At 64.4% G+C, this 14,047-nt stretch carries 13 protein-coding genes; 3 read left to right on the forward strand and 10 right to left on the reverse strand.

The annotated features are described in order from the left end of the window. Positions 1 to 11 precede the first annotated feature (11 nt). On the reverse strand, positions 12 to 1,142 hold the full coding sequence (locus tag AXW67_RS26475; RefSeq protein ID WP_063675747.1) for an IS630 family transposase: 1,131 nt from the start codon (positions 1,140 to 1,142) through the stop codon (positions 12 to 14). Positions 1,143 to 1,180: 38 nt separating this feature from the next. Between AXW67_RS26475 and AXW67_RS26480 the strand changes: the two genes are divergently transcribed. Next, the gene (locus tag AXW67_RS26480) at positions 1,181 to 1,462 is read left to right on the forward strand and encodes a LexA family protein (RefSeq protein ID WP_063675745.1); all 282 of its coding nucleotides are present in this window, start codon (positions 1,181 to 1,183) and stop codon (positions 1,460 to 1,462) included. 25 nt (positions 1,463 to 1,487) lie between these two features. Here the strand turns inward: AXW67_RS26480 and soxA are convergent, their stop codons facing one another. The 7 genes from soxA to AXW67_RS26515 form a co-directional block, all read right to left on the reverse strand. Then, positions 1,488 to 2,267, reverse strand: coding sequence for a sulfur oxidation c-type cytochrome SoxA (soxA, locus tag AXW67_RS26485; RefSeq protein ID WP_063680280.1), 780 nt, complete (start codon positions 2,265 to 2,267; stop codon positions 1,488 to 1,490). Then, the gene (soxZ, locus tag AXW67_RS26490; RefSeq protein ID WP_063680281.1) at positions 2,264 to 2,584 is read right to left on the reverse strand and encodes a thiosulfate oxidation carrier complex protein SoxZ; all 321 of its coding nucleotides are present in this window, start codon (positions 2,582 to 2,584) and stop codon (positions 2,264 to 2,266) included. Before soxZ ends, soxA begins: the two co-directional genes overlap by 4 nt. Further along, positions 2,584 to 3,051 carry a SoxY-related AACIE arm protein gene (locus AXW67_RS26495; protein WP_027550168.1) on the reverse strand — a complete coding sequence of 156 codons (468 nt, stop codon included), beginning with the start codon at positions 3,049 to 3,051 and terminating at the stop codon, positions 2,584 to 2,586. The genes soxZ and AXW67_RS26495 overlap by 1 nt, the downstream gene beginning before the upstream one ends. An 8-nt stretch (positions 3,052 to 3,059) precedes the next feature. Beyond that, positions 3,060 to 3,527, reverse strand: coding sequence for a sulfur oxidation c-type cytochrome SoxX (gene soxX / locus AXW67_RS26500; protein ID WP_063680282.1), 468 nt, complete (start codon positions 3,525 to 3,527; stop codon positions 3,060 to 3,062). A gap of 169 nt (positions 3,528 to 3,696) precedes the next feature. After that, complete coding sequence (locus tag AXW67_RS26505) at positions 3,697 to 4,977, reverse strand: NAD(P)/FAD-dependent oxidoreductase (RefSeq protein WP_082908060.1); 1,281 nt, start codon at positions 4,975 to 4,977, stop codon at positions 3,697 to 3,699. A 48-nt stretch (positions 4,978 to 5,025) separates the two neighbouring features. Beyond that, a complete protein-coding gene (locus AXW67_RS26510; RefSeq protein WP_063680283.1) occupies positions 5,026 to 7,212 on the reverse strand; it encodes a xanthine dehydrogenase family protein molybdopterin-binding subunit in 2,187 nt (728 codons plus the stop codon). 12 nt (positions 7,213 to 7,224) lie between these two features. Next, on the reverse strand, positions 7,225 to 7,674 hold the full coding sequence (locus AXW67_RS26515) for a (2Fe-2S)-binding protein (RefSeq protein WP_027550172.1): 450 nt from the start codon (positions 7,672 to 7,674) through the stop codon (positions 7,225 to 7,227). A 314-nt stretch (positions 7,675 to 7,988) separates the two neighbouring features. Here AXW67_RS26515 and AXW67_RS26520 point away from each other — a divergent pair, with 314 nt between their 5' ends. Further along, positions 7,989 to 9,593 carry a B12-binding domain-containing radical SAM protein gene (locus AXW67_RS26520; protein ID WP_063680284.1) on the forward strand — a complete coding sequence of 535 codons (1,605 nt, stop codon included), beginning with the start codon at positions 7,989 to 7,991 and terminating at the stop codon, positions 9,591 to 9,593. 41 nt (positions 9,594 to 9,634) lie between these two features. Here the strand turns inward: AXW67_RS26520 and AXW67_RS26525 are convergent, their stop codons facing one another. Further along, complete coding sequence (locus AXW67_RS26525; protein ID WP_063680285.1) at positions 9,635 to 11,023, reverse strand: MFS transporter; 1,389 nt, start codon at positions 11,021 to 11,023, stop codon at positions 9,635 to 9,637. A 168-nt stretch (positions 11,024 to 11,191) separates the two neighbouring features. Between AXW67_RS26525 and AXW67_RS26530 the strand changes: the two genes are divergently transcribed. Beyond that, positions 11,192 to 12,253 carry an isocitrate/isopropylmalate dehydrogenase family protein gene (locus tag AXW67_RS26530; protein WP_063680286.1) on the forward strand — a complete coding sequence of 354 codons (1,062 nt, stop codon included), beginning with the start codon at positions 11,192 to 11,194 and terminating at the stop codon, positions 12,251 to 12,253. Between the two features lie 362 nt (positions 12,254 to 12,615). On the opposite strand, the gene AXW67_RS26535 is transcribed toward AXW67_RS26530, so the two are convergent. Then, on the reverse strand, positions 12,616 to 13,968 hold the full coding sequence (locus tag AXW67_RS26535) for an IS1182 family transposase (protein WP_063678360.1): 1,353 nt from the start codon (positions 13,966 to 13,968) through the stop codon (positions 12,616 to 12,618). Positions 13,969 to 14,047 lie beyond the last annotated feature (79 nt).

Genomic DNA, 14,047 nt, shown 5'->3' on the forward strand with positions numbered 1-14,047 from the left:
CTAGTGGTTCATCACAGTGGTTTTGACTCTTTGGCGGCAACTGGATAGGCGCGACCGAGTTTGGCGCGGGCTTTGTCGGTTGTGAACATCCATTTGATGCGGTCTCGCGCCTTGTTTCGCTGCCGTTGCCATGCTGCGATTTCTTTTCGAAGCCTTTTGGGATCGTCGATGCGACGGCCGAGACACTGGCGCTGCAGCACGCTGATCTCGCACTCGACCATATTGAGCCAGCTGGCGTGTTTCGGGGTGTAGTGGAACTCGAGGCGGCGCAGGATGCGACGGGCCTCGGCAGGCGCAAATGCCTGATATAGCGCGCCGGCCGTATGAATCGACAGATTGTCCTGCACCACACGGATGCAGGCGGCATTGGGATAGTGGACGTCGACGAGTTCGCGCATGCAGTGCGCGTAGTCGACCGCGGCGCGGTGGTCTGTAACCTTGACATTGCGCCAGCCGCGATGCGGATCGAAGGTGACGAAGAGATTGACGGTACCGTTGCGGCGATATTCGTAATCGTAGCGCTCGCGCTGTCCCGGTTGGGCAGGGATCGGCTGGCGTACCTCGCCGATCAGCTGGACTGGGGTCTCGTCGAAGCAAACCAGGGGCCGCTCGGGATCCGGCGCCTCGGCGTAGAGATCGAGCACATCCTCCATCCGGGCGACGTATTCGCCGTCGACATGAGGAATGCACCACATATCCCGGCGCCACGGCTTGAGGTCGTTGTCGGCCAGCCGGCGGCGCACGGTCTCGCCCGACAGGCTGGCGTGATCGGTGAGCTTGACCATCGCGTCGGCCAGCAATGTCAGCGTCCAGCGTTTGCGGCCGGCGGGCGGCTTGGCGCATGCCGTCGCCACCAGCAGGGCCTCTTCCTTGCCTGTCAGCTTGCGTTCCGCGCCCGGACGCGGCTCCTCACTCAAGGCCCGCTCCAGATTGCCTTCTACGAAACGGCGTTTGGTCCGGCCGACGGTGGAAAGGCTGACCCGGACGGTTCGGGCAATCTCCGCGTCGCAGCTGCCTGAATCGGCCGCCAGCACAATCTGAGCCCGTTTGAGTTTGCGGGCGGAATGCGTGCCGCCGCCGAGCATTGCCGTCAGTTCGTCCCGCTCGGCTTGGCTCAATTCGACCCGATAACGTACATTCATGCTTCGCCTCCTTGTCGGAGGCCGGGACGAATCCAGCTATGAGTCAAAAATCAGGCGCGCACTTCACCGAGAAGCAGGGACACTATCTCGCTTTCATCCATACCTACTCGTACATGTTCGGACAGCCGCCCGCCGAGGCCGACATCCAGCGGCATTTCCGCGTCAGCCCGCCGTCAGTCCACCAGATGATCCTCACCCTCGAACGCAACGGGTTCATTCGTCGCCAGCCCGGCGTCGCTCGAAGCATCGAGATCCTCTTGCCACCCGAAAAGTTGCCTATCCTCGGATGGCTCGGTATCAAAACGTCAAAATCACTGTGATGAACCACTAGTCCCAATCTACGGATCAGGGACGCACGGCCGGCGTTTCCATCGGCAGGCCGCGCGCCCGTGACATCAGATAGAGCTCGAGCGTGACCAGCTCGGGCGAACCGTAGTCGTAGGCTTGCGCGCGCACGCCGGTCATGCAGCTGCGTAAGCGCCGCTCGAGCGAGCCCAGCGTCTGCCATTCCAGGCGATAGAGCGGATAGCCGGTCGGCTGCGCTTGCGTGATCGGCGCGCCCGCGAGACGCTTGTCGAAGTTGTCGTCGTGGCAGTTGGTGCATGCGAGGTTGAGCTGGCCCTCGCGCCGCATAAAGAGATCGCGGCCCTGCGCGACGAAGGGTTTTAGCTGCGGATCGTCGCCGGCCGTGATCGCGAAGCCGCGCGACTGGTGCGCGACGAAGGCGGACAGCGCCAGGAGATCGCGGCTCTCGTAGGGCAGTGGTGTTGCCTGCTGGTGATCGGCGCGGCAGAGGTTGATGCGCTGGTCGAGCGTGACGGGGTGGCCGAGCGATTTGTCGAAGGCGGGATAGCGCGCCGCGACACCTTTCATGCTGCTCCGCGCATCGCCATGGCAGTCGGCGCACGCCTTGTCGGCGCTGCCGGCCTTCTTCGTCCACAGCGCCTCGCCGTCGAGCACGAACAGCATTCCCGGATTGGACGTGTCGTCGTCCTGCATGGCGCGCGTGTCGGGGCCCATGAAGGAATAGCCGGATCGCCGCGCTTCAGGCGGAATCTCGCCGGCAAGCAGGGCAGGGGCCGCTGCACACAGCGCCGCCAGCGCTATCGCACGCCAAAAGCTCATTCGACAGTGATGGATGCCGATGCGGTGGACGAATAGCCGTTGTCGCCGATCCACTCGAAATCGAACCTGCCGCTCTCCTTCGCGACCGTGAAGAACGACAGGTATGGATTGGCCGCGATCGCCGGATAGAAATCCGCGCGAAAGATCTCGGTGCCGTTGTAGCGGCAGGTGAAGCTCGTGATGATGTCGCGCGGCACGAGATCCCCGGCCGCGGTGCGGCGAAAGCCGGTCTCCATGATGTGCGAGGTCAGCGTGCGGATCTCGATGACGTCACCGCGCCTGGCTTTTGCCGGAACGTTGATCAGGGCTGCGGCCATCAGTTCACCTCCTCGGTGCAGGCGGCGAGCGTCACGACCACGTCGGCGGCGACCTGCCAGAAGGAATCGTCGGAGAGGCGGGCGATCGCGACCACCTTCTGGCTGTCGGCGAGCCGGATCCGGGTCGAGACCTGGGCGCGTCCGGACGAGGGGCCGAGATGGAAATTGCCGATGTTCGGCTGCGGGTTCTTCTCGTTGAAGACGTGGATGCTCTTGACGTAATCGGTTGCCGTCATCGGGCTTGCGACGCTGACTGTCATCGGCACGGTGTTGCCGTTCTCGACCAGCGGTGGAATGTCGAGCTTCACCTTGCCGGTGCGGATCGGTGCTTCGCCGACGACGTTGCGGATCGCGGTGTTGAGCATCGCGGGCGTCGCCTCGAGCGGCCGCAGCGTGACGATCGGAATCGTTCCGGCGGCCGTGACGGTTCCGGCAAGACTGAGGAATTGTCGTCGCGTGGTTCGCATGGATGGTGCTAGTCCCGAAGCGTTGCAAGAAAAGCCACGATATCCTCGATCTCCGTGGCTGACAGGATCGGCTTGCCAGCAAAGTTGCGGCCGACGCGAACGAGCCCATCAGCGCGATAATACGACGGCATGATGGTCTCTGGGTTGAAGTGCGACGCATCGACCAGACGAAGCCGCAACTGGCTCACCGACCACCGGTTCCCCGCACCCGTGAGGTCGGGTGCTAGATCGCCCTGGAACCGCGTCTCCGGGAATGGTCCGGAATGGCAGAGGATGCAGGTCGTCGTGCGCGCGAGAACCAACGCGCGGCCGCGCGTGGCATCGCCGGGTGCACCCGTGAGCGATTCCGGAATGCCGTCGCCGGCGATCCTGTAGGGCACGGGCCCCTCGGCTTGCGCGCCGGTGGCGAACACGAGGCTTGCTGCGATCAGCGCCGCAGCCGCGCGTGTTCGGCGTGATGACCTAGGTGGCCACATGGTCCGCTTACCTCTCCCGCTTGCGGGGGAGGTCGCGCCGAAGGCGCGGGTGGGGGNCCACATCGGGAGTGTCGATTGCGGAGGCACCCCCACCCCAGCCCTCCCCCGCAAGCGGGAGAGGGAGCGCACCTTCTTCGCGGCTGGCAAACAAATCTGATCTCATCGTGCCCTAGCCAAAGCAGTCCGCCGTGACGGTTTGAAACCAGTGCTCTGCGTCAGCAGCTTCGCGGGCGCGCAGCTCGCGCGGCGCATCGACCGGGCTGGTGGCGCCGCTTTCGACCTCGGCATAGATGTCGCCCTTCGGCTGATAGTTGCCGGCGAGCGAGAAGCCGTAACCCGGCGCCACGGTGTTGTAGCAGACGCCGATGAGCCGCGGCGTCTCCGGCGCGCGGCCTGCGAACAGGTTGACGATGGCGGCTGCGCAAGCCTTGCCTTGTGCGCTCGCCGCGGATGCCGATTTGGGAATGCCGCCGCCAAGACAGGCGTCGCCGATGACGTGGATGTTCGGCGCAAGTTTCGATTCAAAGGTCACGGGATCGATCGGGCACCAGCCGGTCGCATCCGTCGCGCCGGCGATCTCGGCGATGCGACCTGCGCGCTGCGGCGGAATGACGTTGGCGACGTCAGGGGTGTAGTTGCCGAACTCGGTGACGATGGTCCTGGTCAACGGATCGACCGAGGTGACGCGGCCTCCTTGCGACAGCGCGACGCGTTCGATCATGTCGCCGTAGAGCTCCTTCCATGCCTTCTCGAACAACCGTTGCTGGGAAAAACTGTCCTTGGCGTCGAGGATCAGCACTTTCGAGCGCGGCTTCCTGGTCTTCAGGTAATGCGCGATCAGGCTGGCGCGCTCGTAGGGAGCCGGCGGGCAGCGCGACGGATTGGCCGGGATTGCGATGGCGACGAGGCCGCCATCCTCCATCGCCTCCAGCTGCTTGCGCAGCAGCAGCGTCTGCGTGCCGGCCTTCCAGGCATGCGGCATCTTCTCCGATGCGGCCTCGTCGTAGCCGGGCAGACCCTCGAAGTGGAAATCGATGCCGGGCGAGAGCACGAGACGATCGTAAGGAAGCGAGGTGCCATCGGCTACGGTGACGGTTCGCTGCTGCGGATCGACCTTGGTCGCAGCCTGGTTGACAATACGAACGCCTTCGGTGCCGAGCCTGTCATAGCCGAACTGCTGCAGCTCGATGTCGCGCAGGCCCGTGATCACCTCGTTGCTGAACGGGCAGGCGGTGAACACCTTGTTCGGCTCGATCAGCGTGACCTGCAACGTCGCATTGGCCCGCTTCAGCGCGCGGGCACAGGCCGCGCCGCCGAAGCCGCCGCCGACCACGATCACGCGGCCCGCGGACTGCGCGCGCGACATCGAAGACCGCGCCAGCGCCGCGACTGCCGCGATGCCGAACACGGCATTCCGCCGTGTCATCGGGCGCCTCGTCATGAGCATCATCCGGACAAAAGGATGCGGCGGCCCTCTTCTTGGGCCGCCGCAGCCGTCTCAAGCGAAGGTGATGTTCTGATCGCGCAGCGGTACCGAGCGGATGCGCTTGCCCGTCGCCGCGAAATAGGCGTTGAGCACCGCCGGTGCCGCGACGCCGATGGTCGGCTCGCCAACACCGCCCCAGAACCCGCCGCTCGGCACCATCACCGCCTCCACTTTCGGCATCTCGTTGATGCGCATCGAGTTGTAGGTATCGAAGTTGGTCTGCTCGATGCGGCCGTCCTTGACGGTGCAGCCGCCGTAGAACAGCGCCGAGAGGCCATAGACGAAGGAGCCGGCGATTTGCCGCTCCACCTGCGCGGGATTGACGACGTAGCCGGGATCAGTGGAGGCGACGATGCGATGCACCTTGATCTTGCTGCCGTCGGTCACCGAGATTTCGGCGGCGCCCGCGACATAGCTGCCATAGCCCATGACTTGCGCGATGCCGCGATAGACGCCCTGCGGCGCCGGCTGGCTCCAACCGATCTTCTCCGCCACCGCGTTGAGCACCGCCAGGTGCTTGGGGTGATTGCCCATCAGCTTGCGGCGGAATTCGAGCGGGTCCTGGCCTGCGGCATGGGCCAGCTCGTCCATGAAGCATTCCATGTAGATCGCGTTGTGATTGACGTTGACGCCGCGCCAGAAGCCGGGCGGAACGTGCGGGTTGCGCATCGCATGCTCGATCAAGAGGTTCGGGACCGAGTAGCCGAACGCTGCTTCGCCGGATTGGGCGAAGCCCTGGAATGCGGCCGGATCCATGCCGTTTTGCAGCGCCTCGGGGCGGAGCGAGAACAGGATCGACTGTCCGGACAGGCGGTAGTGCAGCGCGACCAGATTGTCGTTGGCATCGAACGCGCCGGTCATCTTGCACTGAGTGATCGGGTGATACCTGCCGTGCGCCATGTCCTCTTCGCGTGACCACAACAGCTTGATCGGTGTGCCCGGCATCTGCTTGGCGATTGCGACGGCCTGGCGGACGTAGTCCGTCATGCCGCGCCGGCCGAAGCCGCCGCCGGGCATCACCTTGTGCACATCGCACTTCTCCGCCGGCAGGCCCGAGGCTTCCAGCACCGCCGCGAAGGCCGCCTCGCCATTCTGCGTGCCGCACCAGACCTCGCATTTGTCCGCCGTGTAGAGCGCGGTGGCGTTCATCGGCTCCATGGTGGCATGGTTCTGGTAGGGATAGTTGTAGACGGCCTCGATCTTCCTGGCGGCGCCGGCGATGGCCGCTTTGGCGTCGCCGTTCTTGTTGCCGACATAGGCCGGTTGCTCGTTGTCGAGGCCCTCAGTCAGCCATTTCGCAATCGATTCGCTTGAGACCTTGGCGTTGTCGCCCTCGTTCCAGACGATCGGCAACGCTTCCAAGGCGGTCTTGGCGTGCCACCAGGTGTCGGCAACGACCGCGACCGCGGTGTCGCCGACTTTGACGACCTTCTTGACGCCTTTCATGTCGGTGATCTTGGCTTCGTCGAAGCTCTTCACCGTGCCGCCGAACACTGGGCAGTCCTTGATCGCGGCGTTCAGCATGCCCGGCAGCTTGACGTCGATGCCGTAGATCATCGTGCCCGTGGTCTTGTCGGCAGTGTCGAGGCGCTTCACGCCTTTGCCGATCAGCCTCCAGTCCTTCGGGTCCTTCAGCTTGACATCGGCCGGCGGTGTCAGTTTCGCCGCAGCCTCGGCGACCCTGCCGTAGGTCGTGGTCTTGCCGGACGGCGTATGGGTGATGACGCTGTTGGCCGCCGTGCATTCGGAGGCCGGCACCTTCCATCCATCGGCCGCGGCCTGGATCAGCATCACGCGCGCGGTGGCGCCGCCCTTGCGGACATAGTCTTGAGAGCTGCGGATGCCGCGGCTGCCGCCGGTCGAGAAATCGCCCCAGGCACGCTTGCGGGCGACGCTCTGGCCGGGAGTCGGATACTCGGTCGTGACCTTGGTCCAGTCGCATTCCAGCTCCTCGGCGACGAGCTGGGCGAGGCCGGTCAGCGAGCCCTGGCCCATCTCTGAGCGGGCAATACGGATCACGACGGTGTCGTCGGGCCTGACCACGACCCAGGCATTGATCTCGGGCGAGCCGTCGGCCGCGCGGACCACGGCCGGGCCGCCGAAGGGGATATCGAGGCCGATTGCCAAGCCGGCGCCGAGCGTGGCGCTTCCGATCACGAAGGCACGGCGATTCATGCGGGGCGAAACGTGCTTGTTCATGGGGGCGGCTCCTTATGCGCTTGCGATCGTGTGGATCGCCTCGCGCACCTGCTGGAAGGTGCCGCAGCGGCAGATATTGGTGATGGCCTCGTCGATGTCGGCGTCGGTCGGTTTCGGCTTCTCATTCAGGAGCGCCGCCACCGCCATGATCATGCCGCTCTGGCAATAACCGCATTGCGGAACGTCCTGGGCGATCCAGGCCTCCTGCACCTTGTGCAGCGTGCCGCCGGCTGCAAGCCCTTCGATAGTGGTGATACGCTTGCCCTCGGCCTCGCTGACGGATATGCCGCAGGAGCGGGTGGCGACGCCATCGATATGAACGGTGCAGGCGCCGCATTGTGCAATGCCACAGCCATATTTTGTGCCGGTCAGTCCGGCATTCTCGCGAATCGCCCAGAGCAGTGGTGTGTCGGGTTCGACGTCGAGCGTGAAGGTTTTTCCGTTGATTGTTAGGTTTGCCATCGCAGTCCCCTGATTGGCCCAATCCACCGATTGGACTCAGGGGAACAATGTGTCCGGCAAACTGGAACTGTTCAAATCAACAGTCTGAGGGGGAATTGCCGAAGATTCTCGCGGGCACGGGAAGATTATGGATCGGGCGGTGTTGCCCCGCGCGCCGGGGCGGGCGGCGCGACCCGTCTGTGAACGGCGGTATATGGCCTCGGGCGCCGTTCGCGTGCGTTCCGCGCCTAGGAATTAGCGACAGTTTGTCCCTTTGGTGGGGGTGCAAGACGGGGCCGCTTTGAATACAGTGCGGCGAAGCAAAATGGGGTTCCATGAACGTGACACGCTCCTGCAATGTGCTGATGCTCTATCCGCTCTTCTCGGCGGAGTCCTTCTGGAGTTTTGGCGAGTCCTGCAAGCTGATGGGCGTCCGGCGTCCCGCGGCGCCCCTGGGCCTGATCACCGTCGCCGCAATGTTGCCGGAAAGCTGGACGGTCCGGCTGATCGACTGCAACACGGCGGCCTTCGATGATGACGATCTTGCCTGGGCCGATGTCGTCTTCACCGGCGGAATGATGCCGCAACAGGCCGACACGCTGCGCCTGATCGAGCTGTGTCGCGCCGCCGGCAAGCCGGTCGTCGTCGGCGGTCCAGATCCGACGTCGAGCCCCCACATCTACGAAGGGGCCGACTTCCAGGTGCTCGGCGAGGCCGAGAGCGTCATCGACGCGTTCATCGAGGCCTGGGACAGCGGCGCGCGCTCCGGCGTATTCACCGCACCGAAGTTCCAGGCCGACGTCACCAAGACGCCGGTGCCGCGCTTCGACCTGCTCAAATTCGAGGATTATCTCTATCTCGGTGTGCAGTACTCACGCGGCTGTCCGTTCACCTGCGAGTTCTGCGACATCATCGAGCTCTATGGGCGCGTTCCGCGGACCAAGACGAACGCGCAGATGTTCGCCGAACTCGAGACGCTCTACCAGATGGGCTATCGCGGCCATCTCGACTTCGTCGATGACAATTTCATCGGCAACAAGAAGTCGCTGCGGCAGTTCCTGCCGCAACTCGCCGAATGGCAGCGCGCGCACGGCTATCCCTTCGAATTGTCGACCGAGGCCTCGGTCAACCTCGCCGATGATCCGGAGTTGCTGGATCTGATGGGCAGGGCCAATTTCTTCGGCATCTTCGTCGGCATCGAAAGTCCGGATCCGGCGACGCTGGTCGCGATGCGGAAAAAGCAGAACACGCGGCGCAACATCGCCGAGAGCATCCACAAGATCTACGCCGCCGGCATGCTCGTCACCGCGGGCTTCATCGTCGGCTTCGACAGCGAGAAGGTCTCGATGGCGGAGGCCATGATCGACTTCATCGAGGAGGCCGCCATCCCGGTCGCCATGGTCGGCCTGCTCTATGCCTTGCCGAACACGCAGCTCACGCGTCGCCTCGCCCGCGAAGGCCGGCTGCATCCGGGCCACGATGTGGCACCGACCATCGGCGCCGATCAGTGCACGAGCGGGATCAACTTCGATCCGGTCCGCCCGCTGCGCGACATCCTCATGGACTACAAGCGGGTGCTGGAGCACGTCTACAGCCCTGCGGCCTATGCGAGGCGTATCGATCGCCTGATGACGCTGCTCGATCGTTCTAGACAACGCCATGAACTGGCCGAGGGCGACATCCGCGCGAAGATCGGGGCGATGGAGACCGTGCACCGTGTGGTCACGGCCATCCCCGAGGCACGCGAACCGCTCTGGCAGACCTTCCTCAACTGCGCCAAGCGCGACACGTCATCGGCGCGAATAGCCGTGCAGATGATCGCGGCCTATGCGCATCTCGGGCCGTTCTCGCGTAAGGTCATCGATGCCATCGATACGCGTCTGGCCGCGCTGGATGAGCCCATGGCAGAGGTAGCGACCGCCGACGCGAGAACGGCCTGATCTCCAAACGACCGGCAGTGCTTCTTGCGCTGCCGGCCGCTCTATTTCACCGCAAGTCGCAGCAAGCTCATGACGCTGCCGAGCGCGGCAAAGCCTGCGCCGAGTGTGAGCGCCATGGTCGCGCCGTTGTGGCCGCCGAGCGCGAAGCAGAGCGCGGCAAGCGCTGCGCCCGTGGTCTGGCCGGTCAGGCGCGCGGTCGCGACGATGCCCGAGGCGCTGCCGCTGCGATGCGGCGGGGCACTTCCCATCACCGCCTTCATGTTCGGCGCCTGGAAGAAGCCAAAGCCCATGCCGCAGATCACCATTCGCGAGATGATGTTGGGGATGCCCGGGTTGGCCGGCAGCAAGGCGAGCAGCGCCATGCCGATGCCGAGCAGCACGAGGCCGATGCCGCCCAAGAGTCCGACCGGATGGCGATCGGACAGGCGGCCGGCGATCGGCGCCATGATGCCGACCACCAGCGGCCATGGCGTCATGAAGAAGCCGGTCTCGACCTGCGAGCGGCCTAGCACGTCCTCGAAATAGAAGGGCAGCGAGACGAAGGCGAGGCCCTGCACCGCGAAGGAGCAGACCGCGGTTGCCGCGGACAGCGCGAACATCGGCCGGCTGAAGAGGTCGATCGGCAGCATCGGCGCGGGATGGTCGGCATGCCGGCGCGTCAGAATCACGCCGAGCACGAGCGCCGTGCCCAGTTCGACCACGACGAGGACAGGCGAGAGATTGTGCGCCGCGCTGCCAATTCCAGTGATGAACAGGCCGAGGCAGACCGCCGCCAGGAGCGCGCCGAGAAAGTCGAAGCCGTGATCCGCCCGAGGCGTCTTCGGCAGCATGGTAAAGCCGATACCGATCGCGACGAGGCCGAAGGGAATGTTGACCGCGAACAGCCACGGCCACGGACCGATCGCCAGGATGGCGGAGGCGATCGAAGGCCCGAAGGTGAAGGCGGTCGCGACCACGAGCGCGTTATGGCCGAAGCCGCGGCCCTGCATCCGGCCGGGATAGACGTAGCGCACCAGCGCCGTGTTGACGCTCATGATGCCGCTGGCGCCGAGCCCCTGCAGCGTGCGCGCCACCAGCAGGCTCGGTAGCGACCACGCCACCGCGCAGAGCAGCGAAGCGATGGTGAACAGCACGAGGCCGCCGATATAGATGCGCTGGTGGCCGACGATCTCGCCGAGTGCGCCGAGCGGCAGCAGCGTCGCGACCAGCGCGATCTGGTAGACATTGACCACCCAGACCGACTGCTCCGGGCTGACATGCAGGTCGGCGGCGATGGCGGGCAGGGCAATGTTGGCGATCGCGGTGTCGAGCGAGGCCATCGCCAGCGCGGTGAAGATCGCCGCAATCGCCCAGCGCCGGCGCTCGGCCGGCAGGCCGTCGGCGATGGGGGCATCAGGCTCGCGCGCAGCCGCAGGTAACGTGATTGTCATTGCCTCGCGCTTTTCTCCGGCGGCATGGCGTCAATGGTGCTTCCGGCATTTACTACGGCCGGGCGGCCTGCCACAGGTATGTGCGTGCATGCGGTGTATGCGCGAAGATCGGGCGATGATCGCGCGCCATGGCGTATGATCGCCCGGGCGGACCTTAGGGGATGATCGATGCAAATTGCCGTGCTGCCGGGTGACGGCATTGGACCCGAGATCACTGCTGCTACCACGGGCGTGCTGCGCGTGGCGTCCGAACACTTCCAGCTCAATCTGAGGCTGGAGGAGCATCCCATCGGTCATGCCAGCCTCAAGCAGTTCGGCACGACCGTGCAACCCGGGCTTCTCGATGTGGTGCGCGCGGCCGATGGCCTGATCCTCGGTCCCACCGCGACCTTCGACTTCAAGGACGAGGCGCGCGGCGAGATCAATCCGTCACGATACTTCCGCAAGAGCCTCGACCTCTTCGCCAATGTCAGGCCGGCGCGCACCTATCCCGGCAGGCCCGGCCGGCTCGGCGAGTTCGACCTCGTCGTAGTGCGCGAGAACACCGAAGGGTTTTATGCCGACCGCAACATGGAGCAGGGCAACGGCGAGATGCTGGTCACGCCCGATGTCGTAATCTCGCTGCGCCGGATCACGCGGTTGTGCTGCGAGCGCATCGCGCACGCGGCCTGCCGTCTGGCGATGAAGCGGCGCAAGCATCTCACCATCGTGCACAAGGCCAATGTGCTCAAGATCGGCGACGGGATGTTTCTGGACATCTGCCGCGAGGCGGCGAGCACCTATCCGGGCCTTGCGGTCGACGACATCCTGGTTGACGCCATGATGGCGCATGTCGTGCGCAATCCCGAGCGCTTCGACGTCGTGGTCGCCACCAACATGTTCGGCGACATTCTTTCGGACCTGACCGCGGAATTGTCAGGCAGCCTCGGTCTCGGCGGCTCGCTCAATGTCGGCGACCGCCATGCCATGGCGCAGGCGGCGCATGGCTCGGCGCCCGACATTGCCGGGCAGGACATCGCCAATCCGGTATCGCTGATCCTGTCGACCGCGCTGCTGCTGGCCTGGCACGGCGAGAGGAGCGGAGCTGTGCGCTATGAGGAGGCGGCAAGCGCCATCGAGGCAGCGGTGGCGACGGCGATCGCGGAGGGGCGGGCGACGCGCGATGTGGGCGGCAAGCTCGGCACGATCGCGGCGGGTGCGGCGATTGCGGAGATATTGCAGGCGAAGTGAGCTGCTCTCTGCGCCTCCCTCCGCCTGTTCCAGGGAGCTCAGAACAAGAAACTCGAAAACAACCCCATGCAAAGTAGAAGACCCCTTGTCGGACAAGGTGTTTTCGAGCCGCGTTGCGGCGACATTTCGTGCCGCGACGACGTTGACACGTCGGGCAAAACACCAGCACGATGCCATAGTGGCCGCGATCCGGGCGAAGACGGGCGCGTGTACTCGTGAATCGCGATGTCCGCTTCTAGTGGGGGGCAGACTTACGCAGGCAACCCCGGTGTTTCGCCTTTTGACCGATTCCGTTGAAAAAGGCGGCAGTAATCCGATGTATTGGCGCCCGCGCCGATGTAGCCGAACGGCTTTGCTGACCCTTATGCGGGCTTGAGGGTTTGCATCGGGATCAGCTTGGCCAGCTTGCGAAGGTTCTGAGCGGTGGCTGCGAGGGTGAACTCGTCGCGCGCACCGTTTGGGCCTCGTAACCGTAAACGGTCGAGCTTGAGAATGCGCTTGAGGTGCGCGAACAGCATCTCGATCTTTTTGCGGAGCCGACGCGAAGTGCGCCCCTCCCACGATCTTGCGATCTGGCGCGCCATGTCGCGAGCGCCCTCGTAGATCGAGCGCGGCACCCTCCGTGAAGCCTGCTTGGGGCAGCACTGGGACTTCAATACGCATCGATCGCAATCGCGCTTGATAGCGAGGTAAAGCATCGTGGCTCCATCGTTCACCAGCGCTCCGGTCGTGGTGAGGATCTTGCCGTCAGGACAGCGGTAGACGTCCCTTGCATGATCATAGGTGAAGTCTTCGCGCGAGAAGATCCCATCTGTGCGTGCCGACTTGTCGAACACTGTAACGTGTGGCTCGATGCCATGCTCGTAAACCAACCAGCCGAGCATCTCGGCTGAGCCATAGCCGCTGTCGCCGAGAAGCCGGTTCGGATAGAGATCGAACCGCTCCAGCGAGCGCTCAATCATGCGCTTGGCGGCCAACACCTCCGCCTGCCGGATGGCCGTGGTCGCCTCGACATCGACGATGATCGCGTTCTCGACGTCGACCAGGTAGTTCGTCGAGTAGGCGAAGAAGGCTTGGCCGCCGTGCGCCCCCGTCCAGCGCGCCGCCGGGTCGGCAGGCGACACGAACTTCGGCGTGACCTCGGTCGCTGCGCCGAAAGCGGCATCATCGAGGACAGCCAGATACTCATTGATCGCTCGGCCGGCGGCCTCCGGTGGAAGTCCCTTGTCGCCTTCGATTCCCTTCTGCCGATTGGCGTCGGCCTTGATCAGGCTCGCATCGACTGCAAATCCTTCACCGCCGACCAGCCGCTCCTCAATACAGCGGTGTAAAACGCTCTCGAAAACGCGACGGAAGAGATCGCTCTCCCGGAAGCGGCCATGCCTGTTTTTGGAGAATGTCGAATGGTCCGGCACCGCCCCTTCCAGACCCAGCCGGCAGAACCACCGGTAAGCCAAATTGAGGTGGACCTCATCGCACAGCCGCCGCTCCGATCGGATCCCGAAGCAGTAACCGACTAAGAGCATCCGGATCATCAGCTCGGGATCGATCGAAGGTCGGCCAATACTGCTATAGAAAGGCGCCAGGTCCTTCCTAATCTGTTCAAGGTCGACAAATCTATCGATCGACCGCAGCAGATGGTCGGCGGGAATATGCTTCTCGAGCGAGAATTCGTAGAACAACGCAGCCTGTTCGACTTGCCGATGTCCCATCATGATCTTCAGTCCTGCCACCTAGACAGACTGAATCACTGATCCCTCTGCGTCGCAACAGCCGCCTTTTTCAACGGAATCG

The sequence above is a fragment of the Bradyrhizobium neotropicale genome, from assembly GCF_001641695.1.
Lineage (GTDB): Bacteria > Pseudomonadota > Alphaproteobacteria > Rhizobiales > Xanthobacteraceae > Bradyrhizobium > Bradyrhizobium neotropicale.